Below are 14,961 nucleotides of genomic sequence, written 5' to 3' on the forward strand. Positions count from 1 at the left end.
ACGGCGGAGACGCGCACGTTCGATTCCCGGGTCACGCCGGCGATGTGGGGCGTCAGGATCAGGTTGGGCACGCCCGCGAACACGGCGCCGGCGGCCGGGTCGAGGGGCTCGCGCTCGAACACGTCCAGCGCCGCGCCGCCGAGATGGCCGGAGCGCAGCGCGGCGGCCACGGCCGCCTCGTCCACGATGCCGCCCCGGGCGGCGTTGATCAGGATCGCGCCCGTCGGCATCCGCGCCAGCGCCGCCGCGTCGATCAGGCCGCGGGTCGCGTCGGTGAGCGGCACGTGCAGCGAGAGCACGTCGCTGCCGGCGATCAGCGCGTCGAGGGCGGTCCGTTCCACCGGGCCCGAGGCCGGGGTCCAAGTCTGGGTCCAGGCCGGGTCGTCCGCGGCCACGAACGGGTCGTGGGCGGCGACCGCCATGCCGAGCGCCGCCGCCCGCCGGGCGGTCTCGCGGGCGATCGCGCCGAAGCCCACGAGGCCGAGGCGCTTGCCGGCGATCTCGCGGCCCATCAGGGCGTTGCGCGGCCACGCGCCGGCGGCGACGGCGGCGCTCGCCCCGTAGGCGCCGCGCAGGAGCAGCAGCGCGGAGGCGATGACGTACTCGGCGACCGCGCCGTCGTTGGCGCCGGTGGCCGGGTAGACCGCGATGCCGCGCGCCCGGCAGGCGGGGAGGTCGATGTTGTCGAGGCCGACGCCGAGGCGGCCGACGACCGTGAGGTCGCGGGCGGCGTCGAGCAGGGCGCCGCGGACCTGCGTCCGGTTGCGCACGATCAGGGCGTCGGCCCGGGCGGCGGCGGCGGCGAGGTCCTCCGGCCGGTCGACGAGGCCGGGATCGTACACCACGTCGAGGCCGGCGAGCTCGGCCGCGATCGCGGCCTCGTCCATGAACTCGCTGATGATGACCTTGGGCATGGTGAATCCTTCTCAGGTCGCCGGCACGGCAGCGGGGAGGGGGCGGCGGAAGGCCGCCGCCGGCTCGCGGGCGGGGATCGCGTCCGCGGCCTCGCCGTCGTCGTCGAGGAGGTCGAGGTTCGGGGTGATGCGGCCGTCGAGCACCGCCCGGGCGTGGGCGAGGTCGATCTTGCCCTCCCAGCGGGCGATCACGAGGGTCGCCACCATGTTGCCGACCGCGTTGGTCACGCAGCGCAGCTCGTTCAGGATGCGGTCCACCCCGATGATCAGCGCGATGCCCGCCACCGGCAGGAGCTGCGAGGCCTGGAGCGTCGCCGCGAGCACGAACAGGATGGCGCCGGCCACGCCCGCCACGCCCTTCGAGGTCACCAGCGCGATGGCGAGGATGCCGAGCTCCTGCTCCCAGGTCAGCGGCACGTTGAGGGCCTGGGCGATGAAGCCGATCGCCATGGTCAGGTAGATGCACGAGCCGTCCATGTTGAAGGACAGGCCGGCCGGCATCACGAGGCCGGTGACGCTCTTGTCGACCCCGAGCCCGTTGAGCTTGGCCATGATCCGCGGCAGCACCGATTCCGAGCTCGTGGTGCCGAGCAGGATGAACAGCTCCTCGCGGCTGTACCGGAACAGCTTCCACAGGCTCAGGCCGACGTAGAAGCGCATCACGCCGCCGAGGAAGACCGCGATGAACACGATGAAGGTCAGGTAGAGCGAGACGATCAGCATCCCGTACTGGGCGAGAATGCCGAGCCCGAACTTGCCGATGGTGAAGGCCATCGCGCCGAAGGCGCCGACGGGGGCGAAGTGCATGATCAGGCCGACGACCTTCATCAGCACGTCGCCGAAGGCGTGGACCACCTTGAGCGGGAACTCGCCGCGCCGGCCCAGCATCGCGAGCCCCATGCCGACGAGCACCGAGAAGAACATCACCTGGATCAGGTCGCCCTTGGCGAAGGCGTCGACCGCGCTGTGCGGGATGATGTTGGCGACGATCTCCATCGGCGACTGCGCGTGGGCCTTGCTGGCGATGCCGGCCACGAGCTTGGCGTCGAGGCTGTCGACCGTGGCGTTCACGCCATCGCCCGGCCGCAGCAGGTTGACGAACAGGAGGCCCGCGGCGAGCGCCACCGTCGTGGCGACCTCGAAGTACAGGATGGTCTTCAGGCCCATCCGGCCGACGCTCTTCATGTCGCCGACATGCGCGATGCCGACCACGACCGTGCAGAAGATGACGGGGGCGACGATCATCTTGATCAGGTTGATGAACATGTCGCCGAGGATCTTGCAGCCCACCGCGAAGTCGGGCGCGACCACGCCGACGCCGATGCCCAGCGCGATGCCGAGCAGAACCTGGCCGTAGATCGACCGGAGCAGCCTCATGCGTTCCTCCACTGTGACGGGACGGAGGCCGCCGCGGTTTCGCCCGCAGTCGTGCGCTCCCTCGTGGTCCTGAACCCCGTGGCGTCGGGGCGGCACCCGCGGACCGGTTCGCGGTCCGCGGGCGCGGGACGTGTGCGTCGGCGACTCGCGCGTCAGGCGCTGCGGTAGAGCTTCGTCATCACGAATTCCCGGTGGCCGAGGGACTCGGCCGCCGTGAGCCGGCCGTTGGCGGTGCGCACCACCATGTCGATGAGCGCGTCGCCGGCCTGCGGGATCGTCATCTCGCGGGTGAGCACGCCCGACACGTCGACGTCGATGTGCTCGCCCATGGTCCGCACGGTGCGGGGATTGCCGGTGATCTTGATCACCGGGACGATCGGGTTGCCGATCACGTTGCCCTGGCCGGTCGGGAAGGTGTGGACCACGTAGCCGGCCGCCGCCATCAGGGTCACGCACTCGGCCGCCGCCGAGGACGTGTCCATGAAGTAGAGGCCGGGCCCCTTGGTGGGCGCCTCCGCGGGCTGCAGCGCGTCGATGAACCGGCACGCGTGGCCGATCTTCTCCAGGTTTCCGAGCGCCTTCTCCTCGATCGTCGTCAGGCCGCCCGCGATGTTGCCCTTGGTGGGCTGCGAGTCGGACAGGTCGTCGGTCTTGTGGGCCTCGATAACGTCGTCCTGGTAGGCCTTCCACATGGCGTACCACTTGTCGGAGACTTCGGGACTGATCGCCCGCTCGCGGCACAGGTGCTCGGCGCCGGTGATCTCGGAGGTCTCGCCGAACACCCCGTAGATCCCGTGCGGGATCAGCTTGTCGTACATGTTGCCGACGGTGGGGCAGGAGGCGAGGCCGGTGGTGGTGTCGGACTCGCCGCACTTGGTCGAGACCCAGAGGTCGGCGATCGGGCATTCCTCGCGCTGGAGCTCGGTGGCCCACTGCACGAAGCGCTTGGCCTGGTAGCTCGCCTTGGCGACGATCGCGATGTCGCCGTGGCCCTCGATGCCGAAGCCGACGACCGGCTTGCCGGTCCTGGCGATGCCCTCGACCACGCGGTTGGTCCACTGGTCCTCGATGCCGATCACCACGACGGCGGCGACGTTCGGGTTCGAGCCGATCCCGATCAGGGTGCGGAAGTGGAGATCCAGATCCTCGCCGAACTGGAGCCGGCCGTAGGCGTGGGGCAGCGCCATCGTGCCCTTCACGTTGTTGGCGACCGCCTCGCAGGCGGCGTTGGACAGATCGTCCAGCGGCAGGAGCACGACGTGGTTGCGCACGCCGACCCGGCCGTTCTCCCGGCGCCAGCCCATGAAGGTGGCGGCCGTGTAGTTCTCCGAGGCCCGCTCGGTCGCGAGCGCCTTCGTGGCGAACTGATCGGGGGCACCGCCGACGAAGGGGGTGGCGATCTCGTGTTCGAGCTGAGCGGCTTCCTTGAACATCGTCACCTCACCAGCGCTTCGTCTTGACGTTGTGGACGTGGACGTGCTCGCCCTTGGCGACGTCCTTGATGACCTTGCCGATGTCCTGGCCGTACTTGATGGCCGTGTCGCCCGCCTTCAGGTCGGTGAGCGCCACCTTGTGGCCGATCGGGATGTCGTGGCGGACGGCGACCTCGAAGGTGCTGTCGTTCTCGGTGACCACCCCGAAAGCGTCGGTGTCCGCGCTCAGGCCCTCGATCACCGCGACGGCGACGTTGTCCTGGGGGGAGTGGGCGAGAAGATGCGGCTTGCGGTGCCCCGCGCCGGACGCGGCGTGGCTGCTCATGCGGTCCTCCTGACGGTGGTCGTCGGCTTCTCGGCGGCGACTAGTCTTATATAAGACCTATGATATTGCCGTCGTCAACGGCCGATTGAGGGGCGGAGGTGATTTCGCGGGCTCGGGGGACGGCACCGCAGGTCGCCCGCCTCGCTCAGGCTTCCGGGCCCGCACGCGTCTGCCGGACATCAGGCGCCCGCGAGACAGGCGTAAGTCCGTCTTCCCTTGCTGGGCGAAGCGAGGGAGAAGGGGGGCTGGATCGCGCGCGAGGGTGCCTCCTGTCCCGCCCCACCTCCGGCTCCTCCCCATAAGGGGGAGGAGAGCGCGTGGCGGCCGGTGGGGTGCGAACAGGAAAGGCCGCGCAGAGGGGGGGGCGCGCGCGATATATCCGGGTGGCCCGTCCGATCCGGCGCGCGAGTCGCGCGCCTTGCCCCAGGCGGCAACTCTTATATAAGATATATGCAGATGAAACCCGCCTCCGGCGGGAGACGGGCCGGGAGGACGAGGATGGCGGGTGCGCGCGCGGATGGCCTCGGCCCGGCCGGGCACGCCCGATGAACGAGACGCTCCTGCTCATCCTGTGCGTCGGCTGCGCCGGCGTGATCTCGGGCCTGACGGGCTTCGCCTTCGCGCTGATCGCCTCGGGCACCCTGCTGTCGATCCGCACGCCCGTCGAGGCGACCGCCCTGGTGCTCGTCTGCAGCATCCTCTCGCAGGTGATCTCGATCCTGCGCCTGCGGACCTGGCCGCCGCGGGGCACCGCCTTCGCGATGATCCTGCCGGGCCTCGTCGGCGCGCCGATCGGCATCCACCTGCTGCACGACCTCGATCCGCGCTGCATCAAGGTCGCGATCGGCGCCTTCCTGGTCCTGTACAGCGGCGGGGTCGCCCTGCTGCGCGCCGATTACCGGGTCGGCTTCGGCAATCGCTGGAGCGACGGCGCGATCGGCTTCCTGGGCGGCGTGCTGGGCGGCATCGCCGGCCTGTCCGGGGCGCTGCCGACGGCCTGGAGCCTCGTGCGCGGCTGGGATCCGCGCACCCAGCGGGCGGTCTACCAGTCCTTCACCCTGGTGATGCAGGTCTGGGCCCTGACGATCCTGGTCACTCTCGACCCGATCCCGCCCGAGCTCGTCGGCGACCTCGCCCTGGCGCTGCCGGTGGTGCTGGTGAGCGTGCTGGCCGGGCTCGCGCTGTTCGCGCGGATCGACCAGCGGCGCTTCCGCACCCTGGTCCTGGCGCTGCTCGCGGCGATCGGGCTGACCACCACGGCGCTGGCGCTCCCCGGCCTGCTGCAGGGCTGAGGCGGCCGCCGCGACGGGTCAGCTCCCGTCCCGGGCGTGGACGCCCGCGAGAAACAGGTCCTTCCAGCTCTCCGGCCGGCGGCGGATCGTGCCGGTGCGGGCCATGAAGGCGGCGACCTTGCCGACCGCCCGGGGCGTCGCCGTGAAGGAGACCTGCGGGTCGTTCAGGATCTCGGTGATCAACCCGGCATCGCTCCCGTCGCGGGCGAGCCGGACGTAGGCGCGCGCCGCCTCCGGCGGGTCGGCCGCGATCGCGGCGAGCGCCTCGTCCAGGGCGGCACCGAAGGCCGCGACGACCCGGGGGCTGGCGCTCGCGAAGGAGCCGGAGGTCCAGACAACGTTGAAGGTCGAGGGCTCGCCCAGCACGTCGAAGCTGTTCAGCACCGTGCGGATGCCGGGCCGGCGCAGTTCCAGCTCCTGGATCGGGGCGGCGGTGAAATGCGCCGTCACCTCGGTTCCTCCGAGGAGCGCCGCCATCCCGTCGGGATGCGACAGGGTGACGGTGAGCCGGTCGAGGTCGTTGCGGCGGGCCGCGCCGAGTTCCTTCTCGGCCGCCATCTGCAGGAACATCGCCTGGACCGAGACCTTCACGGCGGGGAGCGCGATCTTGTCCCGATCGGTGAAGTCCGCGAGCGTGCGCACCTTCGGGTTGCTGGTGTTCATCAGGAGCGGCATGCTGTTCATCGCCGCCACGCCCTTCACGGCCATGGCGGTGCCTTCCGTCTTCGACCAGAGCAGCACGAGGGGCGGCACGCCGCCGGCCGCGAACTGGATCTGCCCGGAGAGCAGCGCGTCGTTCATGGCGGCCCCGCCCGCGAGGGTGAGGTAGCGGGCCTGGAGCCCCGCCACGCCGCGGGCCATCGCCGCCTTCTGGAGCAGGCCCTGCTCCTCCATCAGCATCAGCGGCAGGTGGCCGAGGCTCGGCTGACGGGCGATCGCCACGGCGCCGGCCTCCTCGGCCCGCCCCGGGACGGGGCTCGCCAGGAGCGCCGCGGCCCCGGCCAGAACGTCGCGTCTGCGCATGATCCCCTCCCGAGCCGGCTACCACGCTCGAACACGTTCCTCGGGGACGAGCGCGACGCCCCCTCTCCCCGCGCGCGCCCCGCCGTCCGTGAGGGACGCGAAGGCGTAGCCCGAGCGGCGGGGAGGGGGCGATCCCGGGGGAGCCTCGTCCTGAATCGCCCCCTTCCCCTCGGCTGCTGCCTCGATGCGCCGACGACAGGGTCGTCACATCCCTCGCCCCGCAAGCGGGGCGCGGGGAATCTCAGCGGCCGTCGCCGGTGCAGCGGACGCGGTGTGAGTTCAAGGACCGACTCCCTCAGCCGGGGCGGCGGATCACCGGCGCCGGCACGCTCTCGATCATCACGTTGACGCAGGCCGGCAGGCCGCTGGCCTGGGCCGCCTCCAGCGCCGCCGGGAAGGCGGCCGCCTCGGTCACCAGCGCCCCGAAGCCGCCGAGCGCCTGGACCACCGTATCGTAGCGGGTCGGGAGCAGGTCGCAGTGGCGCGTCCGCTCGGGGCCGTAGCTGCGCAGCTGGATCTGGTGCTCGGCGTTCCAGCGCGCGTCGTTGCCCACCACGGCGATGAACGGGATCCGATAGCGCACGGCCGTGTCGAACTCGGCCATGTGGAAGCCGAAGGTGCCGTCGCCCAGGACCGCGACCACCGGGGCGCCGGGGCGCTCCAGGGCGGCGGCGAGCGCGAAGGGGATCGACGCGCCGATCGTGCCCGATACGCCGTTGATCAGCCGGCGCCCGGCGCGGACCAGGGCCTGGGGCCACTGCCCGATCTCGCCGCCGTCGCAGATCAGCGTGCCGTCGGGGTGGTCCTCCAGGAAAGCCGCGACCGCCCGGCACAGCTCCACCGGGTGCAGGCGCCCTTCGATCCCGCGCAGATCCGCCCAGGCGGGCGGCCGGTAGGCGAGGGCGGCCCGCGCGTCCCGATGCCAGGCCTCCCGGCGGGGGAGGGCGGTGGCGCGCGCGGTCAGCGCCGCCACCACCGGCCGCGGATCGGCGAGGCCCGAGACGGCGAGGCGGTCGGCCGGGGCGCGGGCGAGGAGCGCCGGATCGGGATCGACGATGGCGAAGCGGCAATCGGGCGCGAGGGCGGGCGCCGCGCCGAAGCGCAGGGTGAAATCCAGCGGCTTGCCGAGGAGCACGAGGAGGTCGGCCCGCGCCAGCACCTCCGCGAAGGCGCCGAGCGCCGGGTCGTTGATCCCGCGCGGGCTCTCCATGCCAACGACCGGCAGGCCAAGAGATTCCTCCAGCGCTGCCATCGCGGCCCGGCCGGAGCCGTCGCACAGGGCCGGACCGCAGGCGATCAGCGGCCGCTCCGCTCCGGCCAGCGCGGCGAGCAGGTCGGCCACGAGATCCGGTGCCGGCTCGGCGACCCGCAGGGCGGCCACCGCCCGGTCCGGGATCCGCACCGCGGCAGCGGGGACGGCCGTCTCCAGCAGGTCGACCGGCAGGCTCAGATGGACCGGACCGGGCCGCCCCTCCCGGGCGATCCGGAAGGCCCGGGCGAGGTCCGGCCCGAGGGAAGCCACCGAGCCGGCGGTCCAGGCGGCCTTGGTCATCGGCCGGGCGATGTCGGCCTGGGCGAGCTCCTGGAAGGCGCCGCGCCCGAGCTCGGAGAGCCCCGCATGGCCGGAGAGCAGCAGCACGGGGGAGTCCGCCGCGAGCGCCGTGGTGAGCGCCGCCGCGCCGTTGGTGTGGCCCTGTCCGCCCGTGACCAGCGCGACGCCGACCTCGCCGGTCAGCCGGCCCCAGGCGTCGGCCATGTGGACGCAGGCCGCCTCGTGGCGGGTATGAACGAGGGCGATCCCGGTCTCCAGCAGGGCGTCGAAGACCGGCATGATGTGGTTGCCCGACAGGGTGAAGATCCGGGTGACGCCGAGCGCCTCCAGGGTCCGGGCGACGATGTCGGCGCCGCGCAGGGTCTGCATGGACGGGCTCTCCTCAGGCGGCGGCGTCGAGGAGCGAGCCGCCGGGCCGCACATGCGTGAAGTGCACCGGCTCCATCGCGACGTCGAGCGCCCCGCCGCGCTGGCGGACCACGGTGTAGTGCGAGGTCGCGAGATCCGAGGCTTCCGGAAAATCCTCGCGGAAATGGGCGCCGCGGCTGTCGGTGCGGGCGAGCGCCGCCCGGGCGATAGCCTGCGAGACCAGGACGAGGTTCTCGAGGTTCAGCCGGTCCATCCAGGTCAGCGCGTAGCGACGGTCGCCGTCCGGCGCGCCGGCCCGGGCGACCGCGTCGGAGAGCCCGTCGAGGGTGGCGAGCGCCCGGGTCAGGCCGGCCGCGTCCCGCAGGATGCCGACATCGGCCCACATCGTCTCGTAGAGCGCCTCGCGGATCTCCGGCAGCGACTCCGCCGGCCGGCCGAGCGGCCCGTAGGCGCGGGCCAGGCCCGCCTCGACGGCGGCGGGGTCTGGGTCGGCGAAAGAACCCTCGCGCCGCACGGCCCGCGCCATGGACTGGCCGGCCAGCCCCCCGAACACCGTGGAATTCGCAACGCCGTTGCCGCCCAGCCGGTTCGCCCCGTGGACGCCGCCGGTATCCTCGCCGGCCGCGAAGAGGCGCGGCAGCGCGGTGGTGCAGTCGACCGCGAACCGGACGCCGCCCATCATGTAGTGGGCCGTGGGGATGACCTCGACGAGGCCGCCCGCGAGGTCGAAGCCGCAATCGGCGCAGCGCTCGACCATGCCCTTGAACCGGCGGCGCACGTCCTCGGGCCCGAGATGGCTCATCTGGATGTGGACGCCCCCGCTCGGCGTGGAAAAACCATCGCGGAGCCGCCGCATGATCGAGCGGCTGACCACGTCCCGGGTCGCGCGCTCGGCCCGCGGGTCGTAGGCCTCCATGAAGCGCTGGCCGGTGGAATCGAGGAGCCAGCCGCCGGCCCCGCGCAGGCCCTCCTCCAGCACCGTCCCGGTCATGCGGGTGCCGGCGCCGGCGAGCAGCCCGGTCGGGTGGAACTGCACCATCTCCATGTCGCGCAAGGGCAGCCCGGCGCGCAGCGCCATGGCGAGCCCGTCGCAGGACTTGTCGCCCGACGGCGTGTGGTACTTGTACATGGTCGGCCCGCCGCCGGTGGCGAGCAGCACGGCCTTCGCCCGCACCAGCTTCGGTTCGCCGGTGCGCATGTCGAGCATCAGCACGCCCGCCAGCCCCGATCCGTCCCGGGCCGGAATCAGTTCCAGGGCGCGGTGATCCTCCAGGCGGCGCACGTCCCGGCGCCAGACCTGCTCGGACAGGCGGTTGATGATCTCGATCCCGGTGAGGTCGCCCTTGTGCACCGTCCGGTCGAAGGTCTGGCCCGCGAAGGCCTTCTGGTGGACGCTGCCGTCCGGGTTGCGGTCGAAGAAGCAGCCGAGCTCGGTCTCCAGCTCGCGGATCCGCACCTGCGCCTCGGTGACGAGCGTCCAGGCGAGCGCCTGATCGTTCAGCCACTTGCCGCCCTCGATCGTGTCCATGAAGTGCCGCTCGACCGAGTCGCCCGGCGCCAGCGCCACGTTGTAGCCGCCCTGGACCATGCGGGTGCAGCCGCACTTGCCGAGCAGCCCCTTCACCGCGACGGTGACGTCGAGCTCGGGCGCGACCTTCTTGGCGTGGAGCGCGGCGAACAGTCCGGCCCCGCCGGAGCCGAGGATCAGGATGTCGGTCTCGACCTGCGCGGGGCTCATCGTGCGTCCTCGAGGGAGGCGATGACGGCGTCGCGCCGGGCGGCCACGTCGCGCTGCACGTCGGCGAAGAGCGAGCCGCCGTGGGAATCCATCCCGACCAGCAGCGGCCCGAAATCGCGGATCGCGAACTGCCACAGGCTCTCGGGGTGGAGGTCGTCGAGGTCGACGTCCACGATGGTCTCGATCCAGGTGGTCTCCAGCGCCGCCGCGCCGCCGACGATCGCCAGGTAGGCGCCGCCGCGCCGCGCGAAGGCGTCGAGGGTCGCCGGACCCATGCCGCCCTTGCCGACGATGAGGCGCACGCCCTCGCGCGCCATCAGGGCGTCGGTGAAGCGCTCCATGCGCATCGACGTGGTGGTGCCGATGCAGAACGGCGCGAAGCCGACCGGCGCCGCGTTGGAGACCGGGACGCGGTGGACGTTCGGCGCGGTGTGGATCACCGCGTGACCGTTCAGGTCGAGCCGGGTGCGGCGGTCCCTGTCGAACATGTGGATCAGGGTGGCGTCGCGGATGCCGAACAGCCAGCGCCGCAGGGTGACGGTGTCGCCGATCCGGAGCGCCCGGATCTCGGCCTCGCCGGCCGGCATGTCGAGGACGTGGTGGGCCACGGTCTGCTCCTCAATCGAACGCGATGCCGCCGGGCGTGAGCGTCGCGCGGGCGCGGCGGGCCGAGTGGCACTGGATGTTCACCGCGACCGGGTTCTGGGTGATGTGGGTCGCGGCGAGCTCGACATGGACGGCGAAGCTCGTCGACCGGCCGCCGAGCCCCTGCGGGCCGATGCCGAGCTCGTTCACCGCCCGCGACAGCTCGGCCTCGATCCGGGCGCCGTCCGGGTCGGCGCAGACCGAGCGCAGCGGCCGGGTCGCCGCCACCTTGGCGAGGTGCATGCACAGGTCCGAGGTGCCGCCGAGCCCGACGCCCACGATGGTCGGCGGGCAGACCCGGCCCCCGAGCTCGATCACCCGGTCGATGACGAAGCGCTTGGCCGCGCCGATCCCGTCCGAGGGCAGCAGCATCTGCAGGAACGAGCCGTTCTCGGAGCCGGAGCCCTTCGGGATCATCTCCACCGCGACGGTCTCGGGCCGGTCGTCGAAATCGACGTGGATGATCGGCACGCGGATGCCGCAGGAGGTCTGCGCGTTCCTGCGGGTGATCGGGTGGACCACCGAGGAGCGCAAGGAGAACTCCGTCGTGGCCCGCTCGCAGCCGCGCCGGATCGCGGCCTTCAGGGCGGCGCCGTCGACGCGCACGCCGGCGCCGATCACGACGTTGTAGATCGGGATGCCGGTATCCTGGCAGAGGATATTCTTCGTGCGCTCCGCGACCGCGACGTTCTCCACCATCGTGTCGAGGATGGCGCGGCCGGTGGCGCTGGTCTCGGCCCGCTGCAGGTCGGCGAAGCCTGCCTTGATGTCGGGCGGCAGGATCTTCAGGGCGCGGACGTAGAGGTCGCGGCAGACCTCCTCGAATTCGCGGATGTCGAGATCCATGGCGGGTCTCCGCTGACGAGGGCGATGGGCGACGGTCAGGCCCCGCTGAGGAGGAACAGGAGGCCGATCGCGAAGGCGGTCGCGAGACAGCCCGACACGACGCGGGCGTTGCGCTCGCGGAAGCGCAGCCACTCGATGGCGAGTACGCGCAGTCCCAGCGCCATGTGGACGGCGAGCGCGCAGACGAGGCCCCATTCGGCCGTGCGGACGAAGCCGTTATGGGTGAGGCCGAGGAAGCGCTCCAGCCGGTCGGCGCCCTGGAGCGCGGTGCCGAGCGCGATGAAGTGCATCGGCAGGAACAGCGCCAGGGCGATCCCCGACAGCCGGTGGATCAGCGCGGCGGCGAAGCCGGGCCTGCGCAGGGACGCGCGGGTGATGCCGGTCCGCCCGGCCGTGCTCGCGGCGGTCCTCATGCCACGTACACCGCGAGTGCCGCCCGCAGGCCCAGCCCGGCGAGCAGGGCCGAGAGGCCGATCATGGCGACGTCGAGGGAGCGGCCGCGCCAGCCGGCCCACTCGCGCAGGACGCTGCGCAGGCCGATCGGGGCGTGGATCGCGGCGGCCAGAACGAAGACCGCGTAGAACAGCAGGAAGGCGAGGTTGCCCTGAGTCCGGCCCAGGATCTCGCCGGCCGTGAGCCCGCCGCGCACCGCGTAGACGATCGTGCCGAGGTGGACCGCGACTGTGACCGCGAGGATTGCCGCCGTGCCGCGCTGGGCGAGGTACAGGAGCGGACTCATCCGCGCCTCCAGAACCGGCGCAGCGCCGCCTTGCCGGTCTCGCGCTTCAGGCCGGCGATCGAGAAGGTCGGGCTCAAGCCCTTCGGGCAATGCTCGGTGCAGCTCATGTGGCTGTGGCAGGAATGGCAGCCGGCATCGCCCGCCACAGCGGCCAGACGGCCGGCGCCATCCCGGTCGCGGACGTCGTTGACCAGCGTCCACGCCCGGTTGAGGGCCGCCGGACCGAGATAGTCGGGATTCCAGGTGACGAGGTCGCACGCCGCGTAGCAGACGCCGCAATTGATGCACTCGATGCCGGCATCGACCTCCTGGCGCGCGGGCGAATCCGGCGCGACCGTCGCGAAGTCGTCGGGCGGGGTCTCGCCCGGCTCGAAATAGCCGTGGGCGCGGCGCCACTTCTCGAAGAAGGGCTCCATGTCGACCGCGAGGTCCTTCACCACCGGCAGGTTGCGCAGGGGCTCGAGCGTCAGCACCCCGTCCGGCGCCACGGCGGCGACCCGGGTGCGGCAGGTCCAGCGCGGGCGCCCGTTCACCGTCATGCCGCAGGAGCCGCACATGCCGACCCGGCAGGCGAACCGGTAGGCGAGGGTGGGATCCTGGTCGCGCTGGATCTCGGTGACGACGTCGAGTACGGTCTGGTTGGCCCGGCGCGGCACCGTGAAGGCCGCGACCGCCGCGCCCCGCCGGATGTGGACCTGCAGCGCCGCGCTCGCCTCCGGCGTGACGGCGGCGCGATCCGCGGCCGCCGTCACCGCGTGGCCTCTTTCGGCGCGCCGCTGCCGGCGGCCGGCGCGGGGAAGAACAGCTCACCCTCGCTGGCCGCGGTGGCGGAGACCAGCCCGGCCCGGTTCATGTAGGCGAGGTAGTCGAGCATGCGCTGCGGCTTGGTCGTCCAGGCGTTCTGCGGCGCGCGGATGAGGTCGACGGCCTCGTCCTGCGAGAGCTTCGACCCCTCCGCCTTGATCCAGAGCGCCGCGGCCCGGGCGGGGTCTTCGCGGATCAGCGTCAGGCTCTCCTCCAGCGCCGCCCGGAAGGCCGCCGTGACCTTGGGATTGTCGGTGACGAACCGGCTGGTGGCCCAGACGAGATTGAAGGTGTGGGGGCCGCCCATCACGTCGTAGCTGTCGAGCACCTTGCGGGCGCGCGGATCCTTCAGCTCCATCTCCTGGAACGGCGGCGAGCCGAAATGGGCGGTGATCTCGGAGCGGCCGCCCATCAGGGCGGTCTGAGCGTCCGGGTGACCCATCGAGACGGTGAGCGGGTCGAGCTTGCCCTGCTGGCCGGGCCCGAACGCCTTCTCGGCGGCCATCTGCAGGGTGATCGCCTGGATCGAGGTCTTGGCGGTCGGCAGCGCGATCTTGTCCTGCGGCCCGAAATCCGCGATCGACTTCACCGCGGGGTTGGTCGTCACCAGCCAGAGCGGCATCGCGTTCAGCGCCGCCACGCCCCTGACCTTGATGTTGGCGAGCGTGCGGCCCCAGATCGTCAGGAACGGGCCGACGCCGCCGGAGGCGAGGTCGAGGTTGCCGGAGAGCAGGGCCTCGTTCATCCCCGAGCCGCCGGTGAAGCGCAGCCACTCGGCCTTGACGTCGAGGCCGCGCGCCTTGGCCTGCTTCTCGAGCAGGCCCTGCTCCTCCATCACGGTCAGGGGCAGGTAGGAGATCCCGAACTGCTTGGCGAGCCGAACGGTCGAGACCTCTGCCCGGGCGGCGCCGAGGGCCCCCCACAGGGCCGCGACCGTCCCGACGAGCCGGATCATGCTCCGTGCCGTCATGGCGCTCCTCACCTGTCTGCGCGCCGATCTTGCGAGTTGTGCGACTTCGTCGGCGTCGGGTCGAGGATACGCTCCGGACGAGGCCTGTCAATAATCATGTATCATATATATGACCTGTTCGCGGGCCGTCCGTGGGGCCGCACCGAAGCGCGCCGTCGGTTGCGCCCGGCACGACGGGACCGCGGGCCAGAGTGGCAGAGGCTGACCCGTGCGCGCGCTGGCGCCGACGGGTTGATCGACGTGACCGGCGGAAGGTCCTGCCCGCGTCCCTGTGACACCCGCCGGGTCGGTCGCCGGTTCGCCTCGGAGACTTCGCGACCGGTCCGTGGGATTCCGCATCGCTGAGAGCCGGGCGCGGCGTCGGGGTTTGCGCCCGCCCGCTCCCGATGGAGCGTCGCACGGCGCCGATGCGCCGCCACATGCGTCCCTCGACCGGGATCGCGCGCGAGAGTGTTAGGTCATTTACAAGACTGGGGGCGGCGCATCAGGATCGCGCGCTCGGTCTCCGGGACGCGGCCCCGGGGCGTGCCGGGGCGCGGTCCGCGGGCGGCACCGCGCACCCCGCGCCGGGAAGGGACGGTCATCGTCCGGCGCGGCGCACCGCTCAGGGCGCCCGCAGGCCGAGTTGCGACTTGTCGGTGAGGCGGTCGTTGCGGAACGTGAGCGTGATGTTGGCGCCGTACGTCCCGCGCCCGGGCCAGGAATAGGTCGCGCGCCGGACCCGCCCGACGGTCAGGTGCGAGACGCGGCGGCCGTCGCAACCCAGACGGGCGCGCACCTGGCGGTAGGTCATCCCCTTCCCGAGGGCGGCATAGTGCGCATGGTCGACGCGGCAGTGCGGCGCCGCGGCCCCGGCGGCCGGCGCCGGGAGCAGTGTCGGAAGCAGTATCAGAACGAGCGCCGGCACGAGCGCGATCGGGAGCGCGGACCGCAT

General features: G+C 72.2%; 15 protein-coding genes. 1 reads left to right on the forward strand and 14 read right to left on the reverse strand.

The window, feature by feature from the left end; genetic code table 11:
* The 4 genes from ACTJK8_RS21230 to ACTJK8_RS21245 form a co-directional block, all read right to left on the reverse strand.
* Positions 1-914: NAD(P)-dependent oxidoreductase (locus ACTJK8_RS21230; RefSeq protein ID WP_440762473.1), on the reverse strand; the 914-nt coding region annotated here is incomplete at its 3' end.
* Positions 915-926: 12 nt separating this feature from the next.
* Positions 927-2,291: a C4-dicarboxylate transporter DctA gene (locus ACTJK8_RS21235; RefSeq protein WP_012329711.1), complete on the reverse strand. Its 1,365-nt coding sequence runs from the start codon at positions 2,289-2,291 to the stop codon at positions 927-929.
* Between the two features lie 152 nt (positions 2,292-2,443).
* A complete protein-coding gene (locus ACTJK8_RS21240; RefSeq protein WP_053621300.1) occupies positions 2,444-3,724 on the reverse strand; it encodes a UxaA family hydrolase in 1,281 nt (426 codons plus the stop codon).
* Positions 3,725-3,731: 7 nt separating this feature from the next.
* Entirely contained in the window at positions 3,732-4,049 is a 318-nt protein-coding gene (locus tag ACTJK8_RS21245) for a UxaA family hydrolase (protein ID WP_059408500.1), read from the reverse strand.
* Between the two features lie 545 nt (positions 4,050-4,594).
* Between ACTJK8_RS21245 and ACTJK8_RS21250 the strand changes: the two genes are divergently transcribed.
* A complete protein-coding gene (locus ACTJK8_RS21250) occupies positions 4,595-5,341 on the forward strand; it encodes a sulfite exporter TauE/SafE family protein (protein ID WP_012329714.1) in 747 nt (248 codons plus the stop codon).
* Between the two features lie 18 nt (positions 5,342-5,359).
* On the opposite strand, the gene ACTJK8_RS21255 is transcribed toward ACTJK8_RS21250, so the two are convergent.
* The 10 genes from ACTJK8_RS21255 to ACTJK8_RS21300 form a co-directional block, all read right to left on the reverse strand.
* A complete protein-coding gene (locus ACTJK8_RS21255; protein WP_052516884.1) occupies positions 5,360-6,364 on the reverse strand; it encodes an ABC transporter substrate-binding protein in 1,005 nt (334 codons plus the stop codon).
* 295 nt (positions 6,365-6,659) lie between these two features.
* Positions 6,660-8,285, reverse strand: a complete 1,626-nt coding sequence (locus ACTJK8_RS21260; protein ID WP_440762474.1) for a thiamine pyrophosphate-binding protein — start codon at positions 8,283-8,285, stop codon at positions 6,660-6,662.
* 13 nt (positions 8,286-8,298) lie between these two features.
* Positions 8,299-10,023: an L-aspartate oxidase gene (locus tag ACTJK8_RS21265; RefSeq protein ID WP_440762475.1), complete on the reverse strand. Its 1,725-nt coding sequence runs from the start codon at positions 10,021-10,023 to the stop codon at positions 8,299-8,301.
* A complete protein-coding gene (locus tag ACTJK8_RS21270) occupies positions 10,020-10,631 on the reverse strand; it encodes a fumarate hydratase C-terminal domain-containing protein (RefSeq protein WP_053621271.1) in 612 nt (203 codons plus the stop codon). The genes ACTJK8_RS21265 and ACTJK8_RS21270 overlap by 4 nt, the downstream gene beginning before the upstream one ends.
* A 10-nt stretch (positions 10,632-10,641) precedes the next feature.
* Complete coding sequence (locus tag ACTJK8_RS21275) at positions 10,642-11,514, reverse strand: fumarate hydratase (RefSeq protein WP_029359022.1); 873 nt, start codon at positions 11,512-11,514, stop codon at positions 10,642-10,644.
* A 35-nt stretch (positions 11,515-11,549) separates the two neighbouring features.
* Positions 11,550-11,927, reverse strand: a complete 378-nt coding sequence (locus tag ACTJK8_RS21280; RefSeq protein ID WP_024827274.1) for a succinate dehydrogenase, cytochrome b556 subunit — start codon at positions 11,925-11,927, stop codon at positions 11,550-11,552.
* The gene (locus ACTJK8_RS21285; RefSeq protein ID WP_058606901.1) at positions 11,924-12,253 is read right to left on the reverse strand and encodes a succinate dehydrogenase; all 330 of its coding nucleotides are present in this window, start codon (positions 12,251-12,253) and stop codon (positions 11,924-11,926) included. The genes ACTJK8_RS21280 and ACTJK8_RS21285 overlap by 4 nt, the downstream gene beginning before the upstream one ends.
* A complete protein-coding gene (locus ACTJK8_RS21290) occupies positions 12,250-13,005 on the reverse strand; it encodes a 2Fe-2S iron-sulfur cluster-binding protein (protein WP_029359019.1) in 756 nt (251 codons plus the stop codon). The genes ACTJK8_RS21285 and ACTJK8_RS21290 overlap by 4 nt, the downstream gene beginning before the upstream one ends.
* Entirely contained in the window at positions 13,002-14,027 is a 1,026-nt protein-coding gene (locus ACTJK8_RS21295; protein ID WP_029359017.1) for an ABC transporter substrate-binding protein, read from the reverse strand. Before ACTJK8_RS21295 ends, ACTJK8_RS21290 begins: the two co-directional genes overlap by 4 nt.
* Positions 14,028-14,631: 604 nt before the next feature.
* Positions 14,632-14,961, reverse strand: a complete 330-nt coding sequence (locus tag ACTJK8_RS21300; protein ID WP_012329724.1) for a DUF3862 domain-containing protein — start codon at positions 14,959-14,961, stop codon at positions 14,632-14,634.

It is taken from the genome of Methylobacterium sp. 22177, from assembly GCF_052045615.1.
GTDB lineage: Bacteria > Pseudomonadota > Alphaproteobacteria > Rhizobiales > Beijerinckiaceae > Methylobacterium > Methylobacterium radiotolerans.

What these genes read in the sequence shown, in the direction of transcription:
- ACTJK8_RS21235 (WP_012329711.1), bottom strand. Translation starts at nt 2,291, where the DNA reads ATGAGGCTGCTCCGGTCGATCTACGGCCAGGTTCTGCTCGGCATCGCG.
- ACTJK8_RS21240 (WP_053621300.1), bottom strand. Translation starts at nt 3,724, where the DNA reads ATGTTCAAGGAAGCCGCTCAGCTCGAACACGAGATCGCCACCCCCTTC.
- ACTJK8_RS21245 (WP_059408500.1), bottom strand. Translation starts at nt 4,049, where the DNA reads ATGAGCAGCCACGCCGCGTCCGGCGCGGGGCACCGCAAGCCGCATCTT.
- ACTJK8_RS21250 (WP_012329714.1), top strand. Translation starts at nt 4,595, where the DNA reads ATGAACGAGACGCTCCTGCTCATCCTGTGCGTCGGCTGCGCCGGCGTG.
- ACTJK8_RS21255 (WP_052516884.1), bottom strand. Translation starts at nt 6,364, where the DNA reads ATGCGCAGACGCGACGTTCTGGCCGGGGCCGCGGCGCTCCTGGCGAGC.
- ACTJK8_RS21260 (WP_440762474.1), bottom strand. Translation starts at nt 8,285, where the DNA reads ATGCAGACCCTGCGCGGCGCCGACATCGTCGCCCGGACCCTGGAGGCG.
- ACTJK8_RS21265 (WP_440762475.1), bottom strand. Translation starts at nt 10,023, where the DNA reads ATGAGCCCCGCGCAGGTCGAGACCGACATCCTGATCCTCGGCTCCGGC.
- ACTJK8_RS21275 (WP_029359022.1), bottom strand. Translation starts at nt 11,514, where the DNA reads ATGGATCTCGACATCCGCGAATTCGAGGAGGTCTGCCGCGACCTCTAC.
- ACTJK8_RS21280 (WP_024827274.1), bottom strand. Translation starts at nt 11,927, where the DNA reads ATGAGGACCGCCGCGAGCACGGCCGGGCGGACCGGCATCACCCGCGCG.
- ACTJK8_RS21285 (WP_058606901.1), bottom strand. Translation starts at nt 12,253, where the DNA reads ATGAGTCCGCTCCTGTACCTCGCCCAGCGCGGCACGGCGGCAATCCTC.
- ACTJK8_RS21295 (WP_029359017.1), bottom strand. Translation starts at nt 14,027, where the DNA reads ATGACGGCACGGAGCATGATCCGGCTCGTCGGGACGGTCGCGGCCCTG.
- ACTJK8_RS21300 (WP_012329724.1), bottom strand. Translation starts at nt 14,961, where the DNA reads ATGCGGTCCGCGCTCCCGATCGCGCTCGTGCCGGCGCTCGTTCTGATA.